This window comes from Caballeronia sp. HLA56, from assembly GCF_054655155.1.
Genome location: NZ_BAAHOB010000001.1, coordinates 457601 through 476712, shown reverse-complemented (window position 1 = coordinate 476712; position 19112 = coordinate 457601). Strand labels below are relative to the sequence as shown.

Annotated in this window: 18 protein-coding genes; 6 read left to right on the top strand and 12 right to left on the bottom strand. The window is 62.8% G+C overall.

Features of this window, described 5'->3' with window-relative positions; all coding sequences use genetic code 11:
- Nucleotides 1-94 precede the first annotated feature (94 nt).
- The 3 genes from ACYQ47_RS02255 (at nucleotide 95) to ACYQ47_RS02245 (ending at nucleotide 2110) form a co-directional block, all read left to right on the top strand.
- Nucleotides 95-424 (top strand): H-NS family nucleoid-associated regulatory protein, encoded by a 330-nt coding sequence (locus ACYQ47_RS02255; protein WP_244828406.1) that lies wholly within the window; start codon nucleotides 95-97, stop codon nucleotides 422-424.
- Between the two features lie 647 nt (nucleotides 425-1071).
- Nucleotides 1072-1476 carry a helix-turn-helix domain-containing protein gene (locus ACYQ47_RS02250; RefSeq protein ID WP_244828407.1) on the top strand — a complete coding sequence of 135 codons (405 nt, stop codon included), beginning with the start codon at nucleotides 1072-1074 and terminating at the stop codon, nucleotides 1474-1476.
- 34 nt (nucleotides 1477-1510) lie between these two features.
- The gene (locus tag ACYQ47_RS02245; RefSeq protein ID WP_244828408.1) at nucleotides 1511-2110 is read left to right on the top strand and encodes a hypothetical protein; all 600 of its coding nucleotides are present in this window, start codon (nucleotides 1511-1513) and stop codon (nucleotides 2108-2110) included.
- A gap of 191 nt (nucleotides 2111-2301) precedes the next feature.
- Here ACYQ47_RS02245 and rhaS read toward each other — a convergent pair whose 3' ends face one another.
- The 6 genes from rhaS to ACYQ47_RS02215 form a co-directional block, all read right to left on the bottom strand.
- Nucleotides 2302-3315 carry a rhamnose ABC transporter substrate-binding protein gene (gene rhaS / locus ACYQ47_RS02240; RefSeq protein ID WP_244828410.1) on the bottom strand — a complete coding sequence of 338 codons (1014 nt, stop codon included), beginning with the start codon at nucleotides 3313-3315 and terminating at the stop codon, nucleotides 2302-2304.
- A 97-nt stretch (nucleotides 3316-3412) separates the two neighbouring features.
- Nucleotides 3413-4417 carry an ABC transporter permease gene (locus ACYQ47_RS02235; protein WP_250509946.1) on the bottom strand — a complete coding sequence of 335 codons (1005 nt, stop codon included), beginning with the start codon at nucleotides 4415-4417 and terminating at the stop codon, nucleotides 3413-3415.
- On the bottom strand, nucleotides 4410-5450 hold the full coding sequence (locus ACYQ47_RS02230) for an ABC transporter permease (protein ID WP_459904820.1): 1041 nt from the start codon (nucleotides 5448-5450) through the stop codon (nucleotides 4410-4412). The genes ACYQ47_RS02235 and ACYQ47_RS02230 overlap by 8 nt, the downstream gene beginning before the upstream one ends.
- A complete protein-coding gene (locus ACYQ47_RS02225; RefSeq protein WP_459904338.1) occupies nucleotides 5450-6973 on the bottom strand; it encodes a sugar ABC transporter ATP-binding protein in 1524 nt (507 codons plus the stop codon). Before ACYQ47_RS02225 ends, ACYQ47_RS02230 begins: the two co-directional genes overlap by 1 nt.
- Nucleotides 6974-7122: 149 nt before the next feature.
- Nucleotides 7123-8013 (bottom strand): amidohydrolase family protein, encoded by an 891-nt coding sequence (locus ACYQ47_RS02220; protein WP_459904337.1) that lies wholly within the window; start codon nucleotides 8011-8013, stop codon nucleotides 7123-7125.
- 33 nt (nucleotides 8014-8046) lie between these two features.
- Nucleotides 8047-8361, bottom strand: coding sequence for an L-rhamnose mutarotase (locus ACYQ47_RS02215; RefSeq protein WP_459904336.1), 315 nt, complete (start codon nucleotides 8359-8361; stop codon nucleotides 8047-8049).
- Nucleotides 8362-8522: 161 nt separating this feature from the next.
- Here ACYQ47_RS02215 and ACYQ47_RS02210 point away from each other — a divergent pair, with 161 nt between their 5' ends.
- A complete protein-coding gene (locus tag ACYQ47_RS02210) occupies nucleotides 8523-9479 on the top strand; it encodes a LysR family transcriptional regulator (RefSeq protein WP_250509943.1) in 957 nt (318 codons plus the stop codon).
- Here ACYQ47_RS02210 and ACYQ47_RS02205 read toward each other — a convergent pair.
- Genes ACYQ47_RS02205 through ACYQ47_RS02190 form a run of 4 tightly spaced genes read right to left on the bottom strand, consistent with a single transcriptional unit; the run spans nucleotide 9466 to nucleotide 13615 of the window.
- Complete coding sequence (locus ACYQ47_RS02205) at nucleotides 9466-10248, bottom strand: SDR family NAD(P)-dependent oxidoreductase (protein WP_244828419.1); 783 nt, start codon at nucleotides 10246-10248, stop codon at nucleotides 9466-9468. The two genes, ACYQ47_RS02210 and ACYQ47_RS02205, sit on opposite strands and share 14 nt — an antisense overlap.
- An 11-nt stretch (nucleotides 10249-10259) precedes the next feature.
- Nucleotides 10260-11438, bottom strand: coding sequence for an L-rhamnonate dehydratase (gene rhmD / locus ACYQ47_RS02200; protein ID WP_244828420.1), 1179 nt, complete (start codon nucleotides 11436-11438; stop codon nucleotides 10260-10262).
- Between the two features lie 32 nt (nucleotides 11439-11470).
- Nucleotides 11471-12796 (bottom strand): MFS transporter, encoded by a 1326-nt coding sequence (locus ACYQ47_RS02195; protein WP_459904335.1) that lies wholly within the window; start codon nucleotides 12794-12796, stop codon nucleotides 11471-11473.
- A gap of 57 nt (nucleotides 12797-12853) precedes the next feature.
- On the bottom strand, nucleotides 12854-13615 hold the full coding sequence (locus ACYQ47_RS02190) for an SDR family NAD(P)-dependent oxidoreductase (RefSeq protein ID WP_250466764.1): 762 nt from the start codon (nucleotides 13613-13615) through the stop codon (nucleotides 12854-12856).
- A gap of 548 nt (nucleotides 13616-14163) precedes the next feature.
- Here ACYQ47_RS02190 and ACYQ47_RS02185 point away from each other — a divergent pair.
- Nucleotides 14164-14433, top strand: a complete 270-nt coding sequence (locus ACYQ47_RS02185; RefSeq protein WP_250493258.1) for a hypothetical protein — start codon at nucleotides 14164-14166, stop codon at nucleotides 14431-14433.
- A gap of 292 nt (nucleotides 14434-14725) precedes the next feature.
- Entirely contained in the window at nucleotides 14726-15580 is an 855-nt protein-coding gene (locus tag ACYQ47_RS02180; protein ID WP_244828425.1) for a helix-turn-helix domain-containing protein, read from the top strand.
- A gap of 6 nt (nucleotides 15581-15586) precedes the next feature.
- On the opposite strand, the gene ACYQ47_RS02175 is transcribed toward ACYQ47_RS02180, so the two are convergent.
- Together ACYQ47_RS02175 and ACYQ47_RS02170 are read right to left on the bottom strand one after the other, a co-directional pair.
- Nucleotides 15587-17431, bottom strand: a complete 1845-nt coding sequence (locus tag ACYQ47_RS02175; protein WP_459904334.1) for an ATP-binding response regulator — start codon at nucleotides 17429-17431, stop codon at nucleotides 15587-15589.
- Nucleotides 17432-17435: 4 nt separating this feature from the next.
- A complete protein-coding gene (locus tag ACYQ47_RS02170; RefSeq protein ID WP_459904333.1) occupies nucleotides 17436-19073 on the bottom strand; it encodes an ATP-binding domain-containing protein in 1638 nt (545 codons plus the stop codon).
- Between the last annotated feature and the right edge of the window lie 39 nt (nucleotides 19074-19112).

Genomic DNA, 19112 nt, shown 5'->3' with positions numbered 1-19112 from the left:
GATAAAACATATCAAACCTAGTCATCGAGCCGCCCCGGTCCGCGCGGGGCATCGGTTCGTCTTTCGCAAATCAAAAAGCTGAATCAGGAAAGCCGTGGACGAAAGAAAGCGAGACAGCATCATCGCGTATTTACGCAGCCGGATGGTCGAGTTCGGCATTACGGAAGGCGCGCTGGCCGAAGCATTGGCCGACGCACCAGCGGCCGAACCGCCGCCTACCTTTACCAAGACCAACGGCGCCAACGGTACGGCGAAGCCAGCTCGGGCCATGCCGCAATTGCCGTCACTGCCGCAATCCGGAGACGGCGCAGCGCCGATTTTCCGTAACGCCAGCGGCGACACGTGGGACGGCCTGGGCGACATGCCCGAATGGCTGAAGCGCGCCGTGCATGCCGGTCAGGATATCGAGTTTTATCGCGTGTAACGCCCTTCCTCGTTTCCCCGCCTTTCGGATACGCATGCACGGTGGCCAATAAACGCCATCATTATGCGTAGTCATTAAGCGCGATTCGTAAGGCATGGGCGTTTCGCCTTCGTCATTCTCACCTCAGGCCATGCAAGCGGAATGCTCCGCGTGCTTCTGCGCGCGCCGTTTTTTCGCAAAGACGGCGTGGTTAATCGCGCCCGCATTTGCCGACCGGCCGTGCACATTCGAAACGCACACGCATGCAATTGCGCGGCTCGGTGCGTGCGAAGCCTCGCGCATAGGCAATTCATCGCGAATAATCAAGCCTAAAAAATTTCGACGATGGTTCCCTTTCGCGGCGGAAAACGTTTATTGGTGGTGACCAGTACCCGGCTTTCCTGAAAGTGCCGCCGTTTCGCGAACACTTCATCGTTACATCCAGCACACCGTTAGTACACCGCAAGTACGCCGAACAGGTCCCGCAGTCTTTGCTCGACAGGGGGAACGCATGAACGCTTACCGACGCCTCGCGCGCCACGATACCGAAACCGAAACTGATTGGCAGCTGCATCGACAGACGAGGAAGCGGAGCACGCGCTCAGGCCTCGCCTTGCATCGCGGCTGACTTATAGCGTCCGCGAAACGCGTATCGAACGAGGAGCGCCATGTTGCCCCGGCCCACTACCCTGCCGAGCGTCGAGCGGCGCATGACAGCCGGGCGCATGTTGCTCGAAGGGGCATCGGTGCAGGCCGTGGCGGAGCATCTGCATCTGTCCTTGCAGACGGTGAAGCGTTACAAGGCAATCGTGTCCGATGGCGGGCTCGACGAGCTCGCGAAAATGGGCGTGGGCGGACGGGTATCGGTGCTGGACCGCGAGGCGCTCGAATGGATCGCGGCCGCCTTGCAGGGCCCGGCGCGCGTGCATGGTTTTGCGAGCGACGCGTGGACCAACTCGCGTCTGCGCGAACTGATCGAGCGGCGCTTCGGCGTGCGTTATTCGCGCGTCTATGTGTGGCAGATCGCGACCAATCTCGGGCTTGGGCATCTGCTGTCGAAGTCGCGACGCTGATGCCGGTGATGTTCACATATCAAAGGAGATGACCATGCTTCGAACTTCGCGTCGTGCAGGCAGTTCATGGATCGGATGCGCACTCGTCGCGCTTGCTTGTGGCTCGGCTTTGCCGGCTGCGGCGCAGGATGCCGCGTCGGAACCGCAAGCGCGAGCCGGGGCGGCGGTGGCGCAAGTGCAGGCGCATGTGGTTGGCATCGACCCGGTGACGAACAGCGTCGCGCTAAAGGGGCCGGCGGGGCGCGTCGTGGAAGTCGCCGTCAATCCGCAGGTCGCCGATGTCAAGAAGCTCAAGATAGGCGACACGGTGAACATCGAGTATCGCAACGCCGTGCTGATGCGCGCGGTCAAGGCGAAGCCGGGTGCGATTCGTGAGCGCGTCGACACGCAAGCGACCGTTCCGGCGACGAACGGCGTGACGGCGCAGGCGCGCACGGTGGAGATACTGGCGACGATTCAGCACATCGACAAGAAAAAGCGCGAGATCACGCTACGCGGCCCGACCCACACGGTGACGCTTGCGGTCGCGCCGGACTTATCGCTTGACGGCTTGAAGTCCGGAGATATGGTGCATGCGCAATTCGAATCGGCGACGGCCATTCAAGTGCTCAGGGACGGGCAGCCCTTACGCTGATCTTGACGCGCAATCGCCACGCTCCGGAAAGTCTTTGCGGAACAATGCGTTGGAAGGGTCACGCAGCGGCTATCCACAGAGCTTTCAACAGAAACTGTGGATAGTTTCGTGGATGACCCATTTGCATACGCGAATAAAAAAGCCCCGCGACCGCGGGGCCAACCTCTCAGATTCCCACTACCCTTTCGACCTCAGAAATTGAAGTTATCGATATTCGCCGAATCGAACGTCGTAGGCGGCCCGAGAATCACTTCCCCGCTCTTTCCCACGGTCCGCTTGCCAAGCTTGCCGGCTTCGAACGAATCGCCTTCCTTGCCCGTGATCGTGCCCGACGCAAGACTGGCCGCCGCGTACGCCGCGAGATAACCCAACTGACCCGGGTCCCACAATTGGAACGCCTTGACCGTGCCGTTCTTCACGAAGGCGCGCATCTGGTTCGGCGTGCCGAGACCCGTCACCGTGACCTTGCCCTTGGCTGGCGAACTCGAGATATAACGCGCCGCCGCCGCGATGCCCACCGATGTCGGCGCCACGATTCCCTTCAGGTTCGGATAAGCCTGCAGCAGGCCCTGCGTCTCCACGAATGATTTTTGATCGTCATCGTTGCCGTAGGCGATCTTCACGAGTTTGATCTTCGAATACTCCGGCTTCTTCAGTTCGTCCTGCATCCATTTGATCCAGGTGTTTTGATTGGTCGCGTTGGGCGTCGCGGAGAGAATCGCGAATTCGCCTTCACCGCCAATCAGCTTCGACAGCAACTGGATCTGTCCACGTCCGATCGCTTCCGATTCGGCCTGATTCACGAAAATTTGCCGTCCGTCGGGCGCGGTGTCCGAGTCGAAAGTCACGACCTTGATGCCCTGCGACATCGCTTTTTTCAGATACGGCACGACCGCGTTGGCGTCGTTGGCGGCGATCACGATGGCGTTCTGCCGCTGCGTGATCAACGTGTTGATATAGCTCACCTGTGACGACGCGCCCGCATCCGACGGGCCGACGACCTTGCCATCGCCCTTGAACTCCTTGATCGCGGCCATGCCGCCGTCATCGGCAATGACTTCGTACGGGTTGTTGATCTGCTTGGGCAGGAAAGCGATCTTCAACCCGCTCTTCAGCTCGGCGGCGCTTGCAGCAAGTGCCACGGTGGCGGCCAGCAAAGCCGCCGCGAGCACCGGCCCGCGTGAGAATCGATACGGTTTTTTCATGTATGTCTCCTGTCATTGCGCGCAAGTTTTGCCCTTGGACAAACCGTTGCGCTGGTTATCAACGTTCTTCAATTCACCCTCGACCAGCCTTCAACACCTACGACGTCTGCGCCATGAAGCGTCTTTCACGCGCGGCCCGCCAGCGCGCGACCAGATTGGGAATCAGCACCGAGGACAGCAGCAGCGCCCCGGTCACGATGGTCAGTGTTTCGCTCGATACATCCGCGAGCGTCAGCGCATTGCGCAGCACGCCGATGATGACGAGCGACAGCAGCACGCCGATCATCGACCCGCGTCCGCCGAAGATGCTCACGCCGCCGAACAGCACCGCCGCGATCACGGACAACTCGAAGCCTTCGCCGTTGTCGCCGCGCGCACTGGTGAAACGCAGCGTATAGACGATGCCCGCGAGCGCCGCCATCGCGCCGGACAGCATGAAGAGCCTGATCTTGGTCTTCGCCACGTCGATACCCGAAAACTGCGCGGCTGTGGGGTTCGCGCCGATGGCAAAGAGGCTGCGACCGAACGGCGTCGCCTGCAACAGCACCGTGAAGACGAGCGCGCCCGCGATCACGAGAACGAAGGGCATCGGCAGGAAGGTATCCGCGATGGTATCGATGCCAAACGACGTGTACGACGCCGGAAAGTCCGCGATGGCCTGATCGCCGAGCAACACGTAAGCGAGACCCCGAAACAGCGCAAGCGTGCCGATGGTGACAGCAAGCGATGGCAGATTGAAGCGCACGATCACGAGCCCGTTGAGCAGCCCGGCCATTGTGCCCGCGACGAGCACGATGGCGATGACGAGCGGCATCGGCAAGCCCATGTGCCAAAGCACGCCCATCAACGCGCTCGACACGCCCAGCACCGACGCCACCGACAAATCGATTTCCGCCGCGACGATGATGAGCGTCATCGGCAAGGCGATCAGCGCGATCTCGGTGAAATCGGCGAGCATGTTCGAGAGGTTCGCGCCGGAAAGAAACATCGGCGAAAGCACGCGTCCGCCGATCAGCGAAACGACCAGCACGATGGCGAGCATCGCCTCCCATTGCAGATGACGGCGTTTTGCCGTGGAAAGAGCCGAGTCGGGTTTAGCCATGATCGCGTTTCCTCATCATGCGGCGCGCGACCGAGCGCGCGAGCAACGTATCCAGCGCGATCGCCGCGACGATCAGCGCGCCTTGAATGGCCTGCTGCCAGAACGGCGACACGCGCAACACCACGAGCGCGATGTTGATGACGCCCAGCACCAGCGCGCCAAGCGTCGCGCCCGCCACCGTGCCGACGCCGCCCGTGATCGCAACGCTGCCGACCACCGCCGCCGCGACCACCTGCAGCTCGATGCCCTTCGCCGTGCTGGCATCGACGGTGCCGAAACGCGCAAGCCACAGCACGCCCGCAAGGCCGGCGATCGCGCCGGACAGCAGGAAGCCGATCATCACGCGGCGGTCCACGCGAATGCCCGCGAGACGCGCGGCTTCGGGGTTCGAGCCGATGGCGTAATGCTCGCGGCCGCCGCGATACTGCTTCAGATACACCGACAACGCGATCAGCACGACGAGCGCGATCAACACGAGATTCGGCACGCCGAGCAGCGATCCGGTTGCGATCGTGGCGAAGCTATCCGGCAGACTCGTCGCGTTGATCTGGCCGCCGTGGACCCACGCGTAGTCCGCGCCGCGCACGATATACAGCGTCGAGAGCGTGGCGACGAGCGACGGCACGCGCCCGAAGGTGACGAGCGCGCCGTTCACCGCGCCGATCACGAGCCCGACGCCCATGCCCGCGCACATCGCGACGATCACCGGCATGTGCGGGTTCATCACGAAGAGGCTGCCGACCGCATAGGCGCTCACGCCGACGATCGACGCCACCGACAGATCGATATGCCGCATCAGCATGACGATCGTCATGCCGGCCGTCAGCAAGCCGATGATCGACACATTCAGCAGCACGTCACGCAGGTTCTGCAGATTCAGGAAGTCCGGCTTCACCGCAGCCGTCGCGCCAATCAGCACGAGCAGCACGATGAAGAGCGTGAGCTCGCGACTCTTCGCGATCGAACCCGCGAGACTCTCGCGTTTCGTTTCGACGGCAGGCAGCGCGGGCATGGTGGGAGAGTGTCGTGTCATCATGCGGCGCGTCCCAAGGTTTGCGGCGATGCGCCCAACGCGGCGCTCATCACTCGTTCTTCGTTTGCATCGGCGCGAGCAATGTCGGCGCTGATACGGCCTTCGTGCATGACGAGCACGCGGTCCGCCATGCCGAGCACTTCGGGCAGCTCGCTTGAAATCATCAGCACGGCCATGCCCTCTTTCACGAGTTCGGCGAGCGTGCGATACACCTCGGCTTTCGCGCCCACGTCGATGCCGCGCGTCGGTTCATCGATGATGAGCACCTTCGGATTCGTCGCGAGCCACTTGCCGAGCACGACCTTCTGCTGATTGCCGCCCGACAGCGTGCCGACGGGCGCATCGAGATCGCCGGCCTTGAGGCGCAGGCGCTTGCCCCAGTCGGCGGCGAGCGTCGATTCGCTTTTCGCGGAGATGAGCCCGTGCCGCATCAAGCGGCCGAGCACGGTGAGCGATGCATTGCGCGCGATGCTCAGTTCCAGCGCGAGCCCTTGCGCGCGGCGATCCTCCGGCACGAGCGCGAGGCCCGCGCGCACGGCTGCCGCCGGATGGCCGAGGGCGAGCGCCTTCCCCGCGATCTTCACTTCGCCGCCATCGACCGGATCGATACCGAAGATGGCGCGCGCGACTTCGCTGCGTCCAGCGCCAACGAGGCCCGCGAGCGCGACGATCTCGCCTGCGCGGACATCGAAGGAAATGTTCTTGAATACGCCTTCGCGCGTCAGGTTGCGGACCGAGAGACGCGCGTCGCCGGGCTGCACGTCCGCCTTCGGATAGAACGTGTCGAGATCGCGGCCGACCATCTTGCTCACGATGGCATCGATGGTCATGTCGCTGGTGAGCGCGTCGTAGACCTTCATGCCGTCGCGCATGATGGTCATGCGCTGCGTCAGTGCGAAGACTTCGTCGAGCCTGTGCGTGATGAAGAGGATCGCGACATCCCGCTCACGCAGCGCACGCACGATGGCAAAGAGCCGCTCCACTTCCGTCAGCGAGAGCGCGGCGGTGGGCTCGTCCATGATGAGCACGTTGGCGTCGAGCGAAAGCGCCTTGGCGATCTCGACCACTTGCTGGTCCGCGATCGACAAGCCTCGCACGAGCCGTTGCGCGCGCAGGTTCACGCCGAGCGACGCGAGCAACGCATCGACTTCGCGATGCATTTCGTCGTAGCGTATGCGTCCGAGCCGGTCGCGCGGCTGCCGGCCCATGTAGATGTTCTCCGCGATGGAAAGGTCCGCGAACAGCGTCGGCTCCTGATAGATGACGGCGAGACCGGCATCGCGTGCCTCGGCGGGATTGGCGAAGCGGCGCGGTTCGCCATCGACCAGAATCTCGCCTGCATCCGGCTGATACACGCCGGCGAGCAGTTTGACGAGCGTGGATTTACCCGCGCCGTTTTCGCCGAGCAACGCGTGGACTTCGCCCGCGAAGAGTTGCAGGCTGCCGTCGCCCAATGCGCGCACGCGGCCGAACGCCTTGCTCGCGTGCCGCAATTCGAGTCTTGGCGGCTTGTTGGTTGTCATGCGCTGTCTCCTGTTTGTCGGCCGAAGCTGGCGCTTGCTCCGGCCTGTGCAACGCCGTGGACCTTGGCGTTGCGCCTGAGCGCTTACGCAGGTTTCACGCGACGCCTTCGATCAAGTCCGACGCCAGTTCCGGTCTTCGAACGTTGCTATTAAATGCGGTAAATCCGCTCCGCATTACGCACGAATAGTGCTTGCTTTTCGCTGTCGCTCGCGTCGCTCACGATTTGCGCGTAGGCGTTCCACAGCTGTTTGTAAGTACCGAAAAGCCTGTCGACCGGGAAGTTCGATGCGAACATCGCGCGGCCGACGCCGAAGGTATCGATGGTTTCGAGCACATACGGCCGGAAGCTCTCCACTGTCCATTCGTGATCGAGCATGGCGAAGCCGCTCAGCTTCACCGCGACGTTCGGACAAGCCGCGAGCGCACGCATGCCGTCGCGCCACGCGCGATATCCTTCGACCGAAGACCGGTCCACGAACATCCCCGCATGATTGACGATGAACTGCGTGTTTGCATGTTCGCGCGCGAGTTGCGCGGCATCGTTCATCTGCGACGGATAAAGCTGCAAGTCGAACGACATGCCGAAGCGCTCGAGCAACGCGAAGTTCCGGCGCCACCGAGGCTCGTGCATGAAGTGCCGCCCGACGTAGTCATACAACGGATTTTCATGCACGTTGAGAATCTGCCGGATGCCGCGCGTGTTGGCGAAGGCCGCGTGCGCTTCGAGCACGGCGGGCGCATCGTCGGCCGTTAAATCCGCGCCCGCCACGATGCCGTTCGGCATGCCGCGGCCGGTGTCGTCGGCGAGTCCTTGCAGCCAGCGCGTTTCCTCGACAGGATCGGCGGGATCGTGGTTCGCATCGACGTGCACGATCTTCAGCACTTCGATGTCGCCGGCATCGCGCAACAGATCGGCGAGCAGATAGTCATGCTTCAAATCGCGCGCGTCGCCGACAAACGATGTCTGCGGATTCGCCAGCCACGGATAGTGATGCGTGGACAAATCCCACAAGTGGATATGCGGATCGACGACCTGCATGATGGTGTTCCTCACGAGCTTGGAAATGCGCGATTACGGAAGATGAAAGACGGGCGCAAGCGGCACGGCAACAGGCGCGTTGTCCGCATGCGTTTCCATCAGCTCGGCCATGTAGTCCCACCATTTGCGCATGATGGGCAAGTGCGGCAACGCGTCGGTCGAATGCGTGCCGGTGCGCTTGTAGGTGGCGAACAGATGTCCGGTCGCTTCGTCGAAAAAGATCCAGTAGTCGCGGATGCCCGCTGCAACGAGCGCATCGGCCAGTTCGGGCCATATCTCGCGATGGCGCTTCTCGTATTCCTCGCGCATGCCCGGCTTCAGGGTCATGCGAAATGCCATTGTCTCCATGGCGGACCGCCTGATTTTGTTTAGTGAGCCCGAATGTTCGCGGCTCGTTGTGCTGCGACTATAATTCGCCGACCGATAACACGACAATCCGAAAGAAGGATTGGCCGATCGCAAATGCGTATCGGTTTGAAGCTACTGCGTTGCATCACCGCGGACCCACAATGAATCAGAACGTCTCACAGGTGGCGCTCGTCAATCGCCTGAAATTCAAGCATCTGGCGCTGCTCGTCGCGCTCGACGACGCGCGCAATCTGCACCAGGCCGCCGACGCCATCAACGTCGCGCAGCCGAGCGCGAGCCGCATGCTGGCCGATATCGAGGAAGCGTTCGGCTTCCTGCTCTTCGAGCGCAACGCGCGCGGCATGCAGCCAACGCCGCTCGGCATGTCCGCGCTCGCCTACGCGCGCCGCTCGCTCGCCGACCTCACCCGCTTCGCCGACGACCTCGACAACAAACGCCGTGGCGGACATGGCCAACTCACGGTCGGCGCGATCATGGGCGCCGCGCCCGACGTGCTCGCCATGGCCGTAACCGAACTCAAGTCGGAGCGGCCGCTGCTCAACGTGCGCATCCTCGGCGAAACCAGCGACCAGGTCGTGCAACTGCTGCATCGCCGCGAAGTCGATCTCGCGCTCGGCCGTCTCACCACGCCTTTGCAGCACAACGACTTCGATTTCGAACCGCTTGCGCGCGAAGCCATGCGGCTCGTCGTGCGCGCCAGACATCCACTCGTTTCGAAGACGACGCTCGCGCTCGATACACTCGTCGGCTGGCCGTGGATCCTCCAGCCGATCACGAGTCCCGCGCGTCATCTCTTCGAGGATGAACTCGCGCGTGCCGGGCTCACCACGCCTGCCGATATCGTGGAATGCGCGTCCATCTTCGCGACGCTGCAACTGCTGCAAAACAGCGACGCCGTCGCAATGCTGCCAGAATCCGTCGTGCGCGATTATCTGCGCGCGCAATTGCTGGTGGAACTGCCCATTGAAATCGGCAAGAGCCTGTCGGGCTTCGGCTTGCTGCGCCGCAAGTTCGAGACGCTTTCCGAACCCGCCGAATACTTCATCGCGCTGTTGCGCAAGTATTCGGCGTCGTCGCTCGCGGTCACTGCAGGTTGACGAAGAGACCGCCATCCACGAGCAGCGACGCGCCCGTCACGTAACGCGCGCGATCCGATGCCAGAAACACGACGCACTGCGCCACATCGTCCGGTTCACCGAGTCTTCCGAGCGGAATGCGCTTTTCCATATAGGCGCGCTTTTCCGTATCGGACAAGTCTTCGGCGTTGAGGTCGGTGGCGATGGTGCCCGGCATCACCGAATTGCAGCGGATGCCGTAAGGGCCGAGCGCGATGGCGCACGACTGCATCAGCGAATGCACACCCGCCTTGGTCGGCGTGTAATGCGTCTGCATGCCGCCGCCGACGAGCGCGCTGATCGAGCTCGTCGCGATGATCGCGCCGCCCGTGCCTTGATCCTTCATCTGATTCGCCGCGGCCTGCGTCACGTAGAACGCGCCGTTCAGGTTCACCGCGACCGTGGTTTCATAGACCGATGGCGGCATGTCGAGAAACGCATGGAACGGACAGATGCCCGCGTTGCTCGACAGCACGTCGACGCGCCCGAAGGCGTCCACCGTGCGGCGCACGAGTTCGCGGCCGGTCTCGTGTTCGGCGACATTGCCTTCGACCGCAATCGCGCGACGGCCAAGCGCCTCGATCTCGCGCAGGATCGACTCGACGGCGTAGCCCTTGCCGTACGACTTGTCGTTGTCGCCCCAATAGTTGATCGCGACGTTCGCGCCTTCGCGCGCGCTCGCCAGCGCGATCGCCCGGCCGATGCCGCGCGAGCCGCCCGTCACGATCACCACTTTGTCTTTCAACAGCATGAACGTTTCCTTCAATGAGTGTACGGACGCGTCAACGCGCATTCGGGATTCAGCCGCACGCCGAAGCCCGGCGTCTCCGGCACCTTCATGCGGCCGTTCACCGGAACGGGTTCGTCGAGCAGCAAGGGCGTGAACATCGGCACGACCTGATCGGCTTTCTCGGCCATCATGAGGAACTCGGCGAACGGCGAGTTGTGACGCGTCACCACGAAGTGATAGCTATACACCGACGAACCGTGCGGCACCACGAGCACGTTATGCGCATCCGCGAGCGCCGATATCTTGATGAGCTCCGTGATGCCGCCGCACCAGCCGACATCCGGCTGCACGAGGTCCGCGCAGCCCATCTCGAAGAGCATGCGAAAACCCCAGCGCGTGGCTTCGTGTTCGCCCGTCGTCACCATCATGCCGCCTGGCACCGCGCGGCGCAGTTCGGCATAGCCCCAGTAATCGTCGGGCGGCAGCGCCTCTTCGATCCATTTCAGGCCATACTCGCGCGCCGCGTTCGCGAGGCGCTTCGCGTAGTTGAGGTCGAGGCTCATCCAGCAGTCGAACATGAGCCAGAAGTCGTCACCGACTTTCGAGCGCATGTCGGCCAATTTGGCGATGTTCTTCGCGAGCCCTTCCTCGCCTTCGGCCGGTCCATGCTGCAAAGGCATCTTGCCGCCGATAAATCCCATCTCCTTGGCGAGATCCGGCCGCGCGCCGGTTGCATAAAACTGGAGTTCATCCCGCACCGGTCCGCCGAGCAACTGGAAGACGGGTTCCTGGCGCACCTTCGCGAGCAGATCCCACAACGCCAGATCGACACCCGATATTGCGTTGAGCACGATACCCTTGCGCCCGTAGTACAGCGTCGCGAAATACATCTGATCCCACATCTTTTCGATATCCGTCACGCGCTGCCCTTCGAGGAAGCGCGCCAGATGCTTCTCGACGATGAATGCGCCGATCTCGCCGCCCGTCGTCACCGCGAAGCCGACCGTGCCGTCGCTTGCCTCGATCTCCACGACGAGCGAGCCGAGCACGTTTAGTCCGAACGACTGACGGCTCTGGCGATACTCGGGATAACGCGCCATCGGCGTCGAGATGTGATCGTCGATCCAGTGGTTCGCGCCCTGGTCGTGATAATCGGCGCCGCCGCCGCGAACGGTGAAAGCGCGCACTTGGCGAATGGTGGGCATGGACATGAGTGTCTGTCTCCGTTTGAAGGCGTTGTTGTTCAGGATGCGCTGGCGGGTTTGGCGCGGGCATCGCGCGAGGCGTCGCGCTGCGGCACGCGCACGAAGGCGACGATCACGAGCGCGGCCAGGACGCTCGCCGCGCCGAGCACCATGAGTCCGGCGCTGGTCGAATGGAATGCGGCTTCGGCGGCGGTGCGGGCCATCGGTGCAAAGAATCCGCCGAGGCCGCCCAACGAGTTGATGAGCGCGATGCCGGCCGCCGCGGCCGCGCCAGTGAGATAACGCGTCGGGAACGTCCAGAAGAGCGGCTGGGCGGCGATGAATCCGCTCGCGGCGCAACACAGCGCGAAAAGCGATACCACCGGCGTTCCCGCGATGCCCGACACGACGATCGCGACGCCCGACATAACGAGCAACGCGATAGCGCACACGCGATGCTTGCCGGTGCGATCCGCATAACGCGGCACGATCCACGTGACGATGACGGCCGCCACCCACGGCAACGCGGTCACGAGTCCGACACGAAAGCCGACCTTGGTTCCGAGCAGCGCGGACACTTGTTGCGGCAGATAAAACACCACGCCATAGACGGCGGCCTGGATCAGGAAATACGCGCAGCACAAGACCAGCACGCGCGGATCGATGAGCGCCGCCAGCACGCCACGCGGTCCGTGCGATGACGCGTTGCGGGCGTCGTCATCGAGACGCGCGACGAGCAGCGCGCGTTGATCCTGAGTGAGCCAGCGTGCGCGGGCGGGGTCGTCGTCGAGATACCAGAACGCCCAGACACCGAAGATCGACGCGAGCAAGCCTTCGACCAGAAAGAGCCATTGCCAGCCCGAAAAGCCGAGCGCGCCGTGCAAGTCCAGCAGCAATCCGGACAAAGGCGCACCGAAGATGAACGCGAGCGGCGCGCCGAAGTAAAACACGCCGAGCGCACGCGCCCGAGCGCTTTGCGGGAACCAGCGCGTCAAGTAATAGACGATGCCGGGAAAGAATCCGGCTTCCGCCACGCCGAGCAGAAAGCGCAACGTGTAGAAGGTCGTGGCGTTGTGCGCGAAGGACATCGCCGCCGAAACAAGACCCCACGTCACCATGATGCGGCACATCCACAGCTTCGCGCCCACGCGATGCAAGAGCAGATTGCTCGGCACCTCGAAGATTGCGTAGCCGACGAAGAACACGCCCGCGCCGAACGCGAACGCGGCATTGGTGAGGCCGGTGTCCTGCTGCAGCGCCTTCTGCGCGAAACCGATGTTCGCGCGGTCCAAAAACGCAAGCACATACATGAGCAGCAGAAACGGCAGCAGCCGGCGCATCACGCGGGACGTGACGGCGCCTTCCGCGCTAACGGAGTCATTCATGTCTCTCTCCAGGTCGCCTTGCTTTTTTATGATGGCGATCGAGCAATCACGGCGATATCAATAAGTCGCGCGTCCGCCCGACAGATCGAACACCGAGCCCGTGCTGAACGCGCAGTCTTCCGACGAGAGCCAGAGAATCAGCGACGCGGCTTCCTGCGGCTGAAGAAAGCGGTTCATCGGAATTTTGGACAGCATGTAGTCGATGTGCTGCTGCGACATCGAATCGAAGATTTCGGTTTTGGCGGCGGCCGGCGTGACCGCGTTGACGAGAATGCCCTTGCCCGCGAGTTCCTTGCCGAGCGACTTGGTGAGCCCGATCAGCCCGGCCTTCGACGCGCTGTAGTGCGAGGCGTTCGGGTTGCCTTCCTTGCCCGCGATGGACGACACGTTGACGATGCGCCCGTAACCCGCCTTCAGCATGTGCGGAACGACGGCGCGGCAAGTGAGATACGGCCCGATCAGATTGACATCGACGACGCGGCGCCAGACATCGGGAGCGAGTTCCCAGGTCGTGCCGTTGCCGCCGGTGATGCCTGCGTTGTTCACGAGGACATCGATATGGCCGTGCGCGGCGAGCGCTTTCTGGACGGCCGCCTCGATAGAGGCTTCATCGGTGAGTTCGACGACTGCGTCGCTCACCTTGCGGTCTTCATGCTTGGCGGAGAGTTCCGCAGTCGTGCGTTGCAGCCGTTCGCCGTCGACGTCCCACAGCACGACATCCGCGCCCGATTCGAGCGCCCGTTGCGCCACCGCGAGGCCAATGCCGCGCGCGCCGCCTGTTACGACCACCGTGCGGCCCGCCAGATCGATCCGGTTCATCCTTTCGTCTCCTTTTTGTTGCGTCATTCATGCAAGAAATGAATGCCGTGAGACGCACTATAGTCCCACGGCAATAGCGCAACAATTCGAAAGGGCAATCGTTCGATAGCGAAAGCGGATCGGCTGGCTTATCGACGAGCAGGTTTTGCGTCGCGTGAGCGAAGTTTGAACATGCGCCGAGGTGTCTCGGGGTGGACTGCAGTCCCAGACCTTTCCAAGTGCTGGTTGTGAAAGGCGCGGTCGGCGAACATGGCAAAGGCAAATAAAGCGGCGATACCGATTGGGCTAAAGAGAAGAATGGCGACGAACACGAGAAACTCCTTAAACTGGCTACGTCGCAGTATAAAGCGATAATCTCGGTCAAATTATCCCCAACTTCGCAAAACGCCGTTTAACTATCGAAGCGACTTTTTAAGATGGAGCCGATTCCGAATGTTCAAGTAGCGTTCGCAGCCATCGTCGGGAACGCGCGTTGCTATAGCTCTTCACGGTCGCATTGACCAGACGATAAATCGGGCCGCGCCCGAACATTACTCACATAAGAAAGCATGTTCACACCGAAAGCCTGCACTGCCACTTGCGTACTCGACGGAATGCCCGTCACGCTCACGTACTTCCCCGACACCACGCTACTGCGCATCACAGACGCAACCGGACATTGCGTCCGCGAGACGCGCTGGCCCGCACCGTGGCGCACGCTGCTTGCCACCTTGCGCGAATTCAGTGGACGCGACGCCGAAAGCCAGCTCTCCACGCTGCTCGATGAAATGCCCGTCGTGCAAAAATCCGCGCGCCAAACCGCGCCCGCATTTGCCTGAAACCGCCGCAACCGATGCCTGTTGCGCAATCGAGCGTCGCGGCTCGCGACGCCGATCCGACGCCCCTGGCGGGTCGATCGGCAACACTTACGCACGCCTCGTAAACCACGATCTTCAATGAGCGCCAACGAACGACGGCAGCAATCGCACGAAAGTAAAATGCAAGCTCATTGTCGATCGTCCGCCGGTCCGTTTTGAGTTCGCTCAGCCGCGCCCTTTACAATGTGGCACTCAGGCGTCTTGCCTCGCGCGAACCGCTTCCTTGTCGACACCCCTCTACGCATTTGGCTGTATGGTCACTGAAACGTCTTCATCGGAATCGCTCGCCGTCGCTGAGCGCGTGCGTGAGCTCATGGCCCGCCACGGTATTGGCAAGCGGCAGCAAACCGCGGAACTGTGCCGCATCCTCGACCTGAGTTTTTCGCAAGGGCACCGCAAACTGCGCGGTAACAGCCCGTGGACGCTCGCGCAAATTCGCAAGGTCGCGGACGCGTTCGACGAAGCCGCGCTCAAGCTCTTCGAACCCATCGACACGCGCGCCGACGAAAGTGAAGGCACGGCGCACGACGCGGTGCTCAAGATCGGCTCGCTGGAAATTCCCTGCATGACATGGGTCGGAAATGCGCTGGACGCGGGCAGCCGGCCCGACTTCATCGCGCAGAAGCTGAATAACCGCTGGATCGTCTCGCGTCACGAAGGCGTGCTGCTTCACGAAGCGTTCGACGTCCACAAGATCGAGATCCTGCCGCGCCGCGCGGATATCGAGAAGCCGATCATCGCCGTGGTCGACGACGATCACGCTTCCGCCGACAATCTGCACGACTATCTGGAATTCAGCGGCTTCACGGCGATGGCTTACTACGGGCTCGACGCGTTCCACGAAGCGCTGCAAGTGCAGGTGTTCGATGCCGTGGTGATCGACTGGCTGTTCGGCGTACACACGTCAGCCGGCGCCATCCGCGACGTGCGCGAGTCGGACAATCCGGATGCGCCCATCTTCGTGCTGACAGGCGAATTAACCACCGGCAAGGCGAGCGAGTCCGAAATCAGCCAGGTGATTCGCGACTATAACGTGACGTGTTTCGAAAAACCGGCGCGGCTCGGCATTCTCGTCGCGGATCTTTCCAAGCGGCTTTTGCGTAGTTGAGTCCGCTCACGCCGCGCGCCGCCGCACCGTCACGGCGCGGTGCACGGCGCCTTTCAGCACGTCATAGCGCACGGGCTTCAGCAAATAATCGAAGAAGAGAATCGCCGCGCGCGGGTCGACGAGTTCCGGCGCGTAGGCGCTCACCGCGATGATCGGCACGCTCGCGCCCGGCGAAAGGCGCGCGCGATATTCGTTGGCGAACGAGTAGCCGTCCTTGCCCGGCATGTGCAGGTCGGCGAGGATCACATCGGCGTCGTTGGCGCGCAGCCATGCGAGTGCGCTGTCCACATCGGGCATTGCGACTGTCCAATAACCCAGGTGCGTGAGCATTTCCGTCAATGAATCGCGGATCGCTTCGTGGTCGTCGATCACGAGGACGCGCGATCTGCCGCTGGCGGGCGTTTCTATCGCTTCATCGCGCGGCTCCGGCAAGTAGTCCACCGATACCGCCGGCAGACTTACGCGAAACGCCGCGCCCTGCCCGACTTCGCTCGATACCTCGATCGTCCCGCCCAGCAAATTCACCAGGCCGCGCACGACCGCGAGACCCATGCCCGCGCCGTCGAAGCGCCGCGTGCTGGACGAATCCAGTTGCGTGAACTCCTGAAAGATGAGCGGCAATTGTTCGCGAGAGATGCCGGGTCCGGTGTCCACCACGGAGATGTCGAGGCGCTTGTCGGCGCGCACGAAATGCACGTCGATGGAACCTGCCTCCGTGTATTTGACGGCGTTGGTCACGAGGTTGGTCACGATCTGCCGCACGCGATGCGGGTCCGATTCGAGCGGCCCGCGCGCGCCTTCGAATCCGCCGCGTAACGCAAGACCTTTCGCGTTGGCCGCGGGCGTGTTGGCATCGACGATTGAATCGAGCAGTTCCGCGGGATCGAACACGGCCATGCGCAGTTCGAGCTTGCCCGCGCCGAGACGCGCGTAGTCGGTGAGATCGCGCATCTGCGCTTCGAGATGGCGCGCGCCTGCTTCAAGCCGCTGAATGATCTTGCGATCCGCCTCGGCGCGCAGATTCAGCCCGAGAAGCTCGACCGACGAGACGATGGCGTGCAGCGGCGTGCGCAGTTCGTGGCTGATCATGCCGAGGAACGTGTCTTTCGCGACGCCCGCCTCGCGCGCGGCGCGGGTCGCCTGGTGCTCGGCGCTGAGCGCGGCGCGTTGCTGCTCGATGAGACGCGTGCGCCGGTAGCCGTTGAACAGCAATAGCGCCGTGGCCGCCGCCGATAAAAGCCCAAGCAGAATGCCACCGTAGATCAGATACGTGCGCTTCTTTTCGAAGTCGCGCACCACGGAATCGCGCCCGACGATTTCCATCAGACGCCGGCCGCTCGCGAGTTCCGCGACGGCGGGCGCGTTCTGCCGCAACACGCCGATGGTGCGCAGCGTGCGTTGATGGTCGGCGCGCAATGCCTCGACATCGGTTTCGACGGAGCCGAGCGCGGTGTCGATCTGCCGGAGAATTTCCTGCTGACGATTGCGCAGCGTGTCGTGTCCGGCGAGCAGATCGTTCGATTCCGCGACCTGCTTCAGCCGCGCGCGTAGCTGCCGGTAGCTTGCGCGCACGGCATCGGCGTCTTCATCGATTCCGCCACGGAACAGCAGCACCTGGCTCTCGAAACGTTCGTAGTCGATCTGAAATTGCGCCGCGTCCCAATAGAGGCCGTCGTAAGGCAGCGCGAAGCGATGCGAATCGCTCGCCAACAGCCCCGAATAAAGCATGTAGCCGACCGCGCCGATAGGCGGTGCCACCGCGAGCACGATCAGCGCCGCGTACCAGAAACGGCGAAACCACGGCCTTCCGGGCACGCCGGGCGCGGCAGGTTTGGCGGCTATGACGGACATTGCTTTATGGCAGCGCTTCGATGGCGGCTGCCGCCCGCTCCGACGCGACCACGATCAGCTTCATGGTCGCGCGCGTCGCGCCGACGAAGACTTTGCGCGCGGCTTGTTCATCGAGCACGTCGAAGTCGACTTCGGTGAGGATCACGCACGGCGCGGATTGTCCCTTGAAGCGATAGATCGATTCGAGCAGCACGTCGCCCTCGCGATACTCCGGATTGCCGAACAGATCGTACGTGCCGGTGAACGCGCGCAACCGATGCGGCCCGAGATGATCGACGGGCGTGAGCGCCGAACCCTCGCGCCCGCGAAACGACAGAACCGCGATGTCCTGCTTGCGAAAGCCGAGCGAGAGCGCCTGCGTGATGGCGCGCTTGGTCGCCTCGATCACTTCGTCGGAATGGCCGTTCTCGTAGGTGGCGATAGTCACGTCCGAGCCATCGAACGGACTGCCCGCATCCAGCCGCGCGCCCGGACCGACGATCTTGCGGATGAAGCCCAGAAGATCGCGCGGACTGCGGTAATTGGTCGTCTCGCGCAGAATGGTCCAGCCGGGCAGCGGCACGGGGTCGCGCAGATACAGGTTCTGCATCGGATCTTCGAGCCACCACCACGCGCCGTCCGGATTCAGCAACCGTTCCAGCGGTTCGACCCAGCCCGGCTGAAAATCCTGTCCCTCGTCAACGATCAACACATCCGTCTTCCAGTGCTCGGGCACGGGCACGGCGGCGAAGCGTTCTTCGAGCGTCGCGAAGACATCGGGCTGGGAGAAGTCGGGCGGACTGCCGGCATCGCGCGCCACCGAGGCGCTCAGCTGATGATAATTCGCGATCCTCGCCTCTTTCGGCGCAATCGCGCGGATATGATCCGCGAGCGGCCGGTTGAAGCATACGTACAGCACGCTCTTGCCCGCCGCGAGCGAGTCACGCATGACGCGCACGGCGAGTTGCGTCTTGCCCGCGCCGGCGGTCGCGATCACGCGCAAGCGAAACGGCGAAAACTCCAGCCGGCGCGCCCATGTCGCCAAACCGCCTGAAAGGCGCGTGACGAGCGTGTTGGCTGCGCCGACGAGCGCGTTGGTATCGGGCGTGAGCGAGAGTTCATCGGCGAGAAAGTGATGGATGCGCGCGGCCGACTCGAAGCGCGGCTCGTCGGGCGGCAGAATCTCCAGCACGACTTTCGGCAGTTGCGCCTTGCGGCTTGCATCGACGATACGTCCGGGCGGCACGCCGGCAATGGCCGCGTCCTTCACCGTGTAGTCGGGGCAATACAGCAGTTCCTCGATGCGATACGTTCCCGCGCCGAACGCCGCAGTAAAGCGCCGATGCAGATTTTCCAGCGTGCGCGCGAGTTGAATGGCGACGTTGCGTTCCTTCTGCAAGTAGACCTTCACGAGCCCCGCGCTGGTCTCGCGCAGGAAACCGGCTTTCTGCTCGATCATCAGCACGCGGCCCGATGGCGCGACCACCACGAAATCCGCTTCGCCGAAGACGGAGAAGCCTTCGTTGACGCGCGTCCAGTGCACGCCGTGATACACCGTGTAGTCCTCGGGCAGCTTTTCCAGCAGCGCGAGCGTTTCGAGCTCGCGGGCCGCTGCGCCGGTTGCTTCCAGGTTCTTCCAGTCGTCGGGAACGATTCGAGCCATGCTTGCCTTGGAGCTTGGTTGCATCTGCGATGAAGTCGC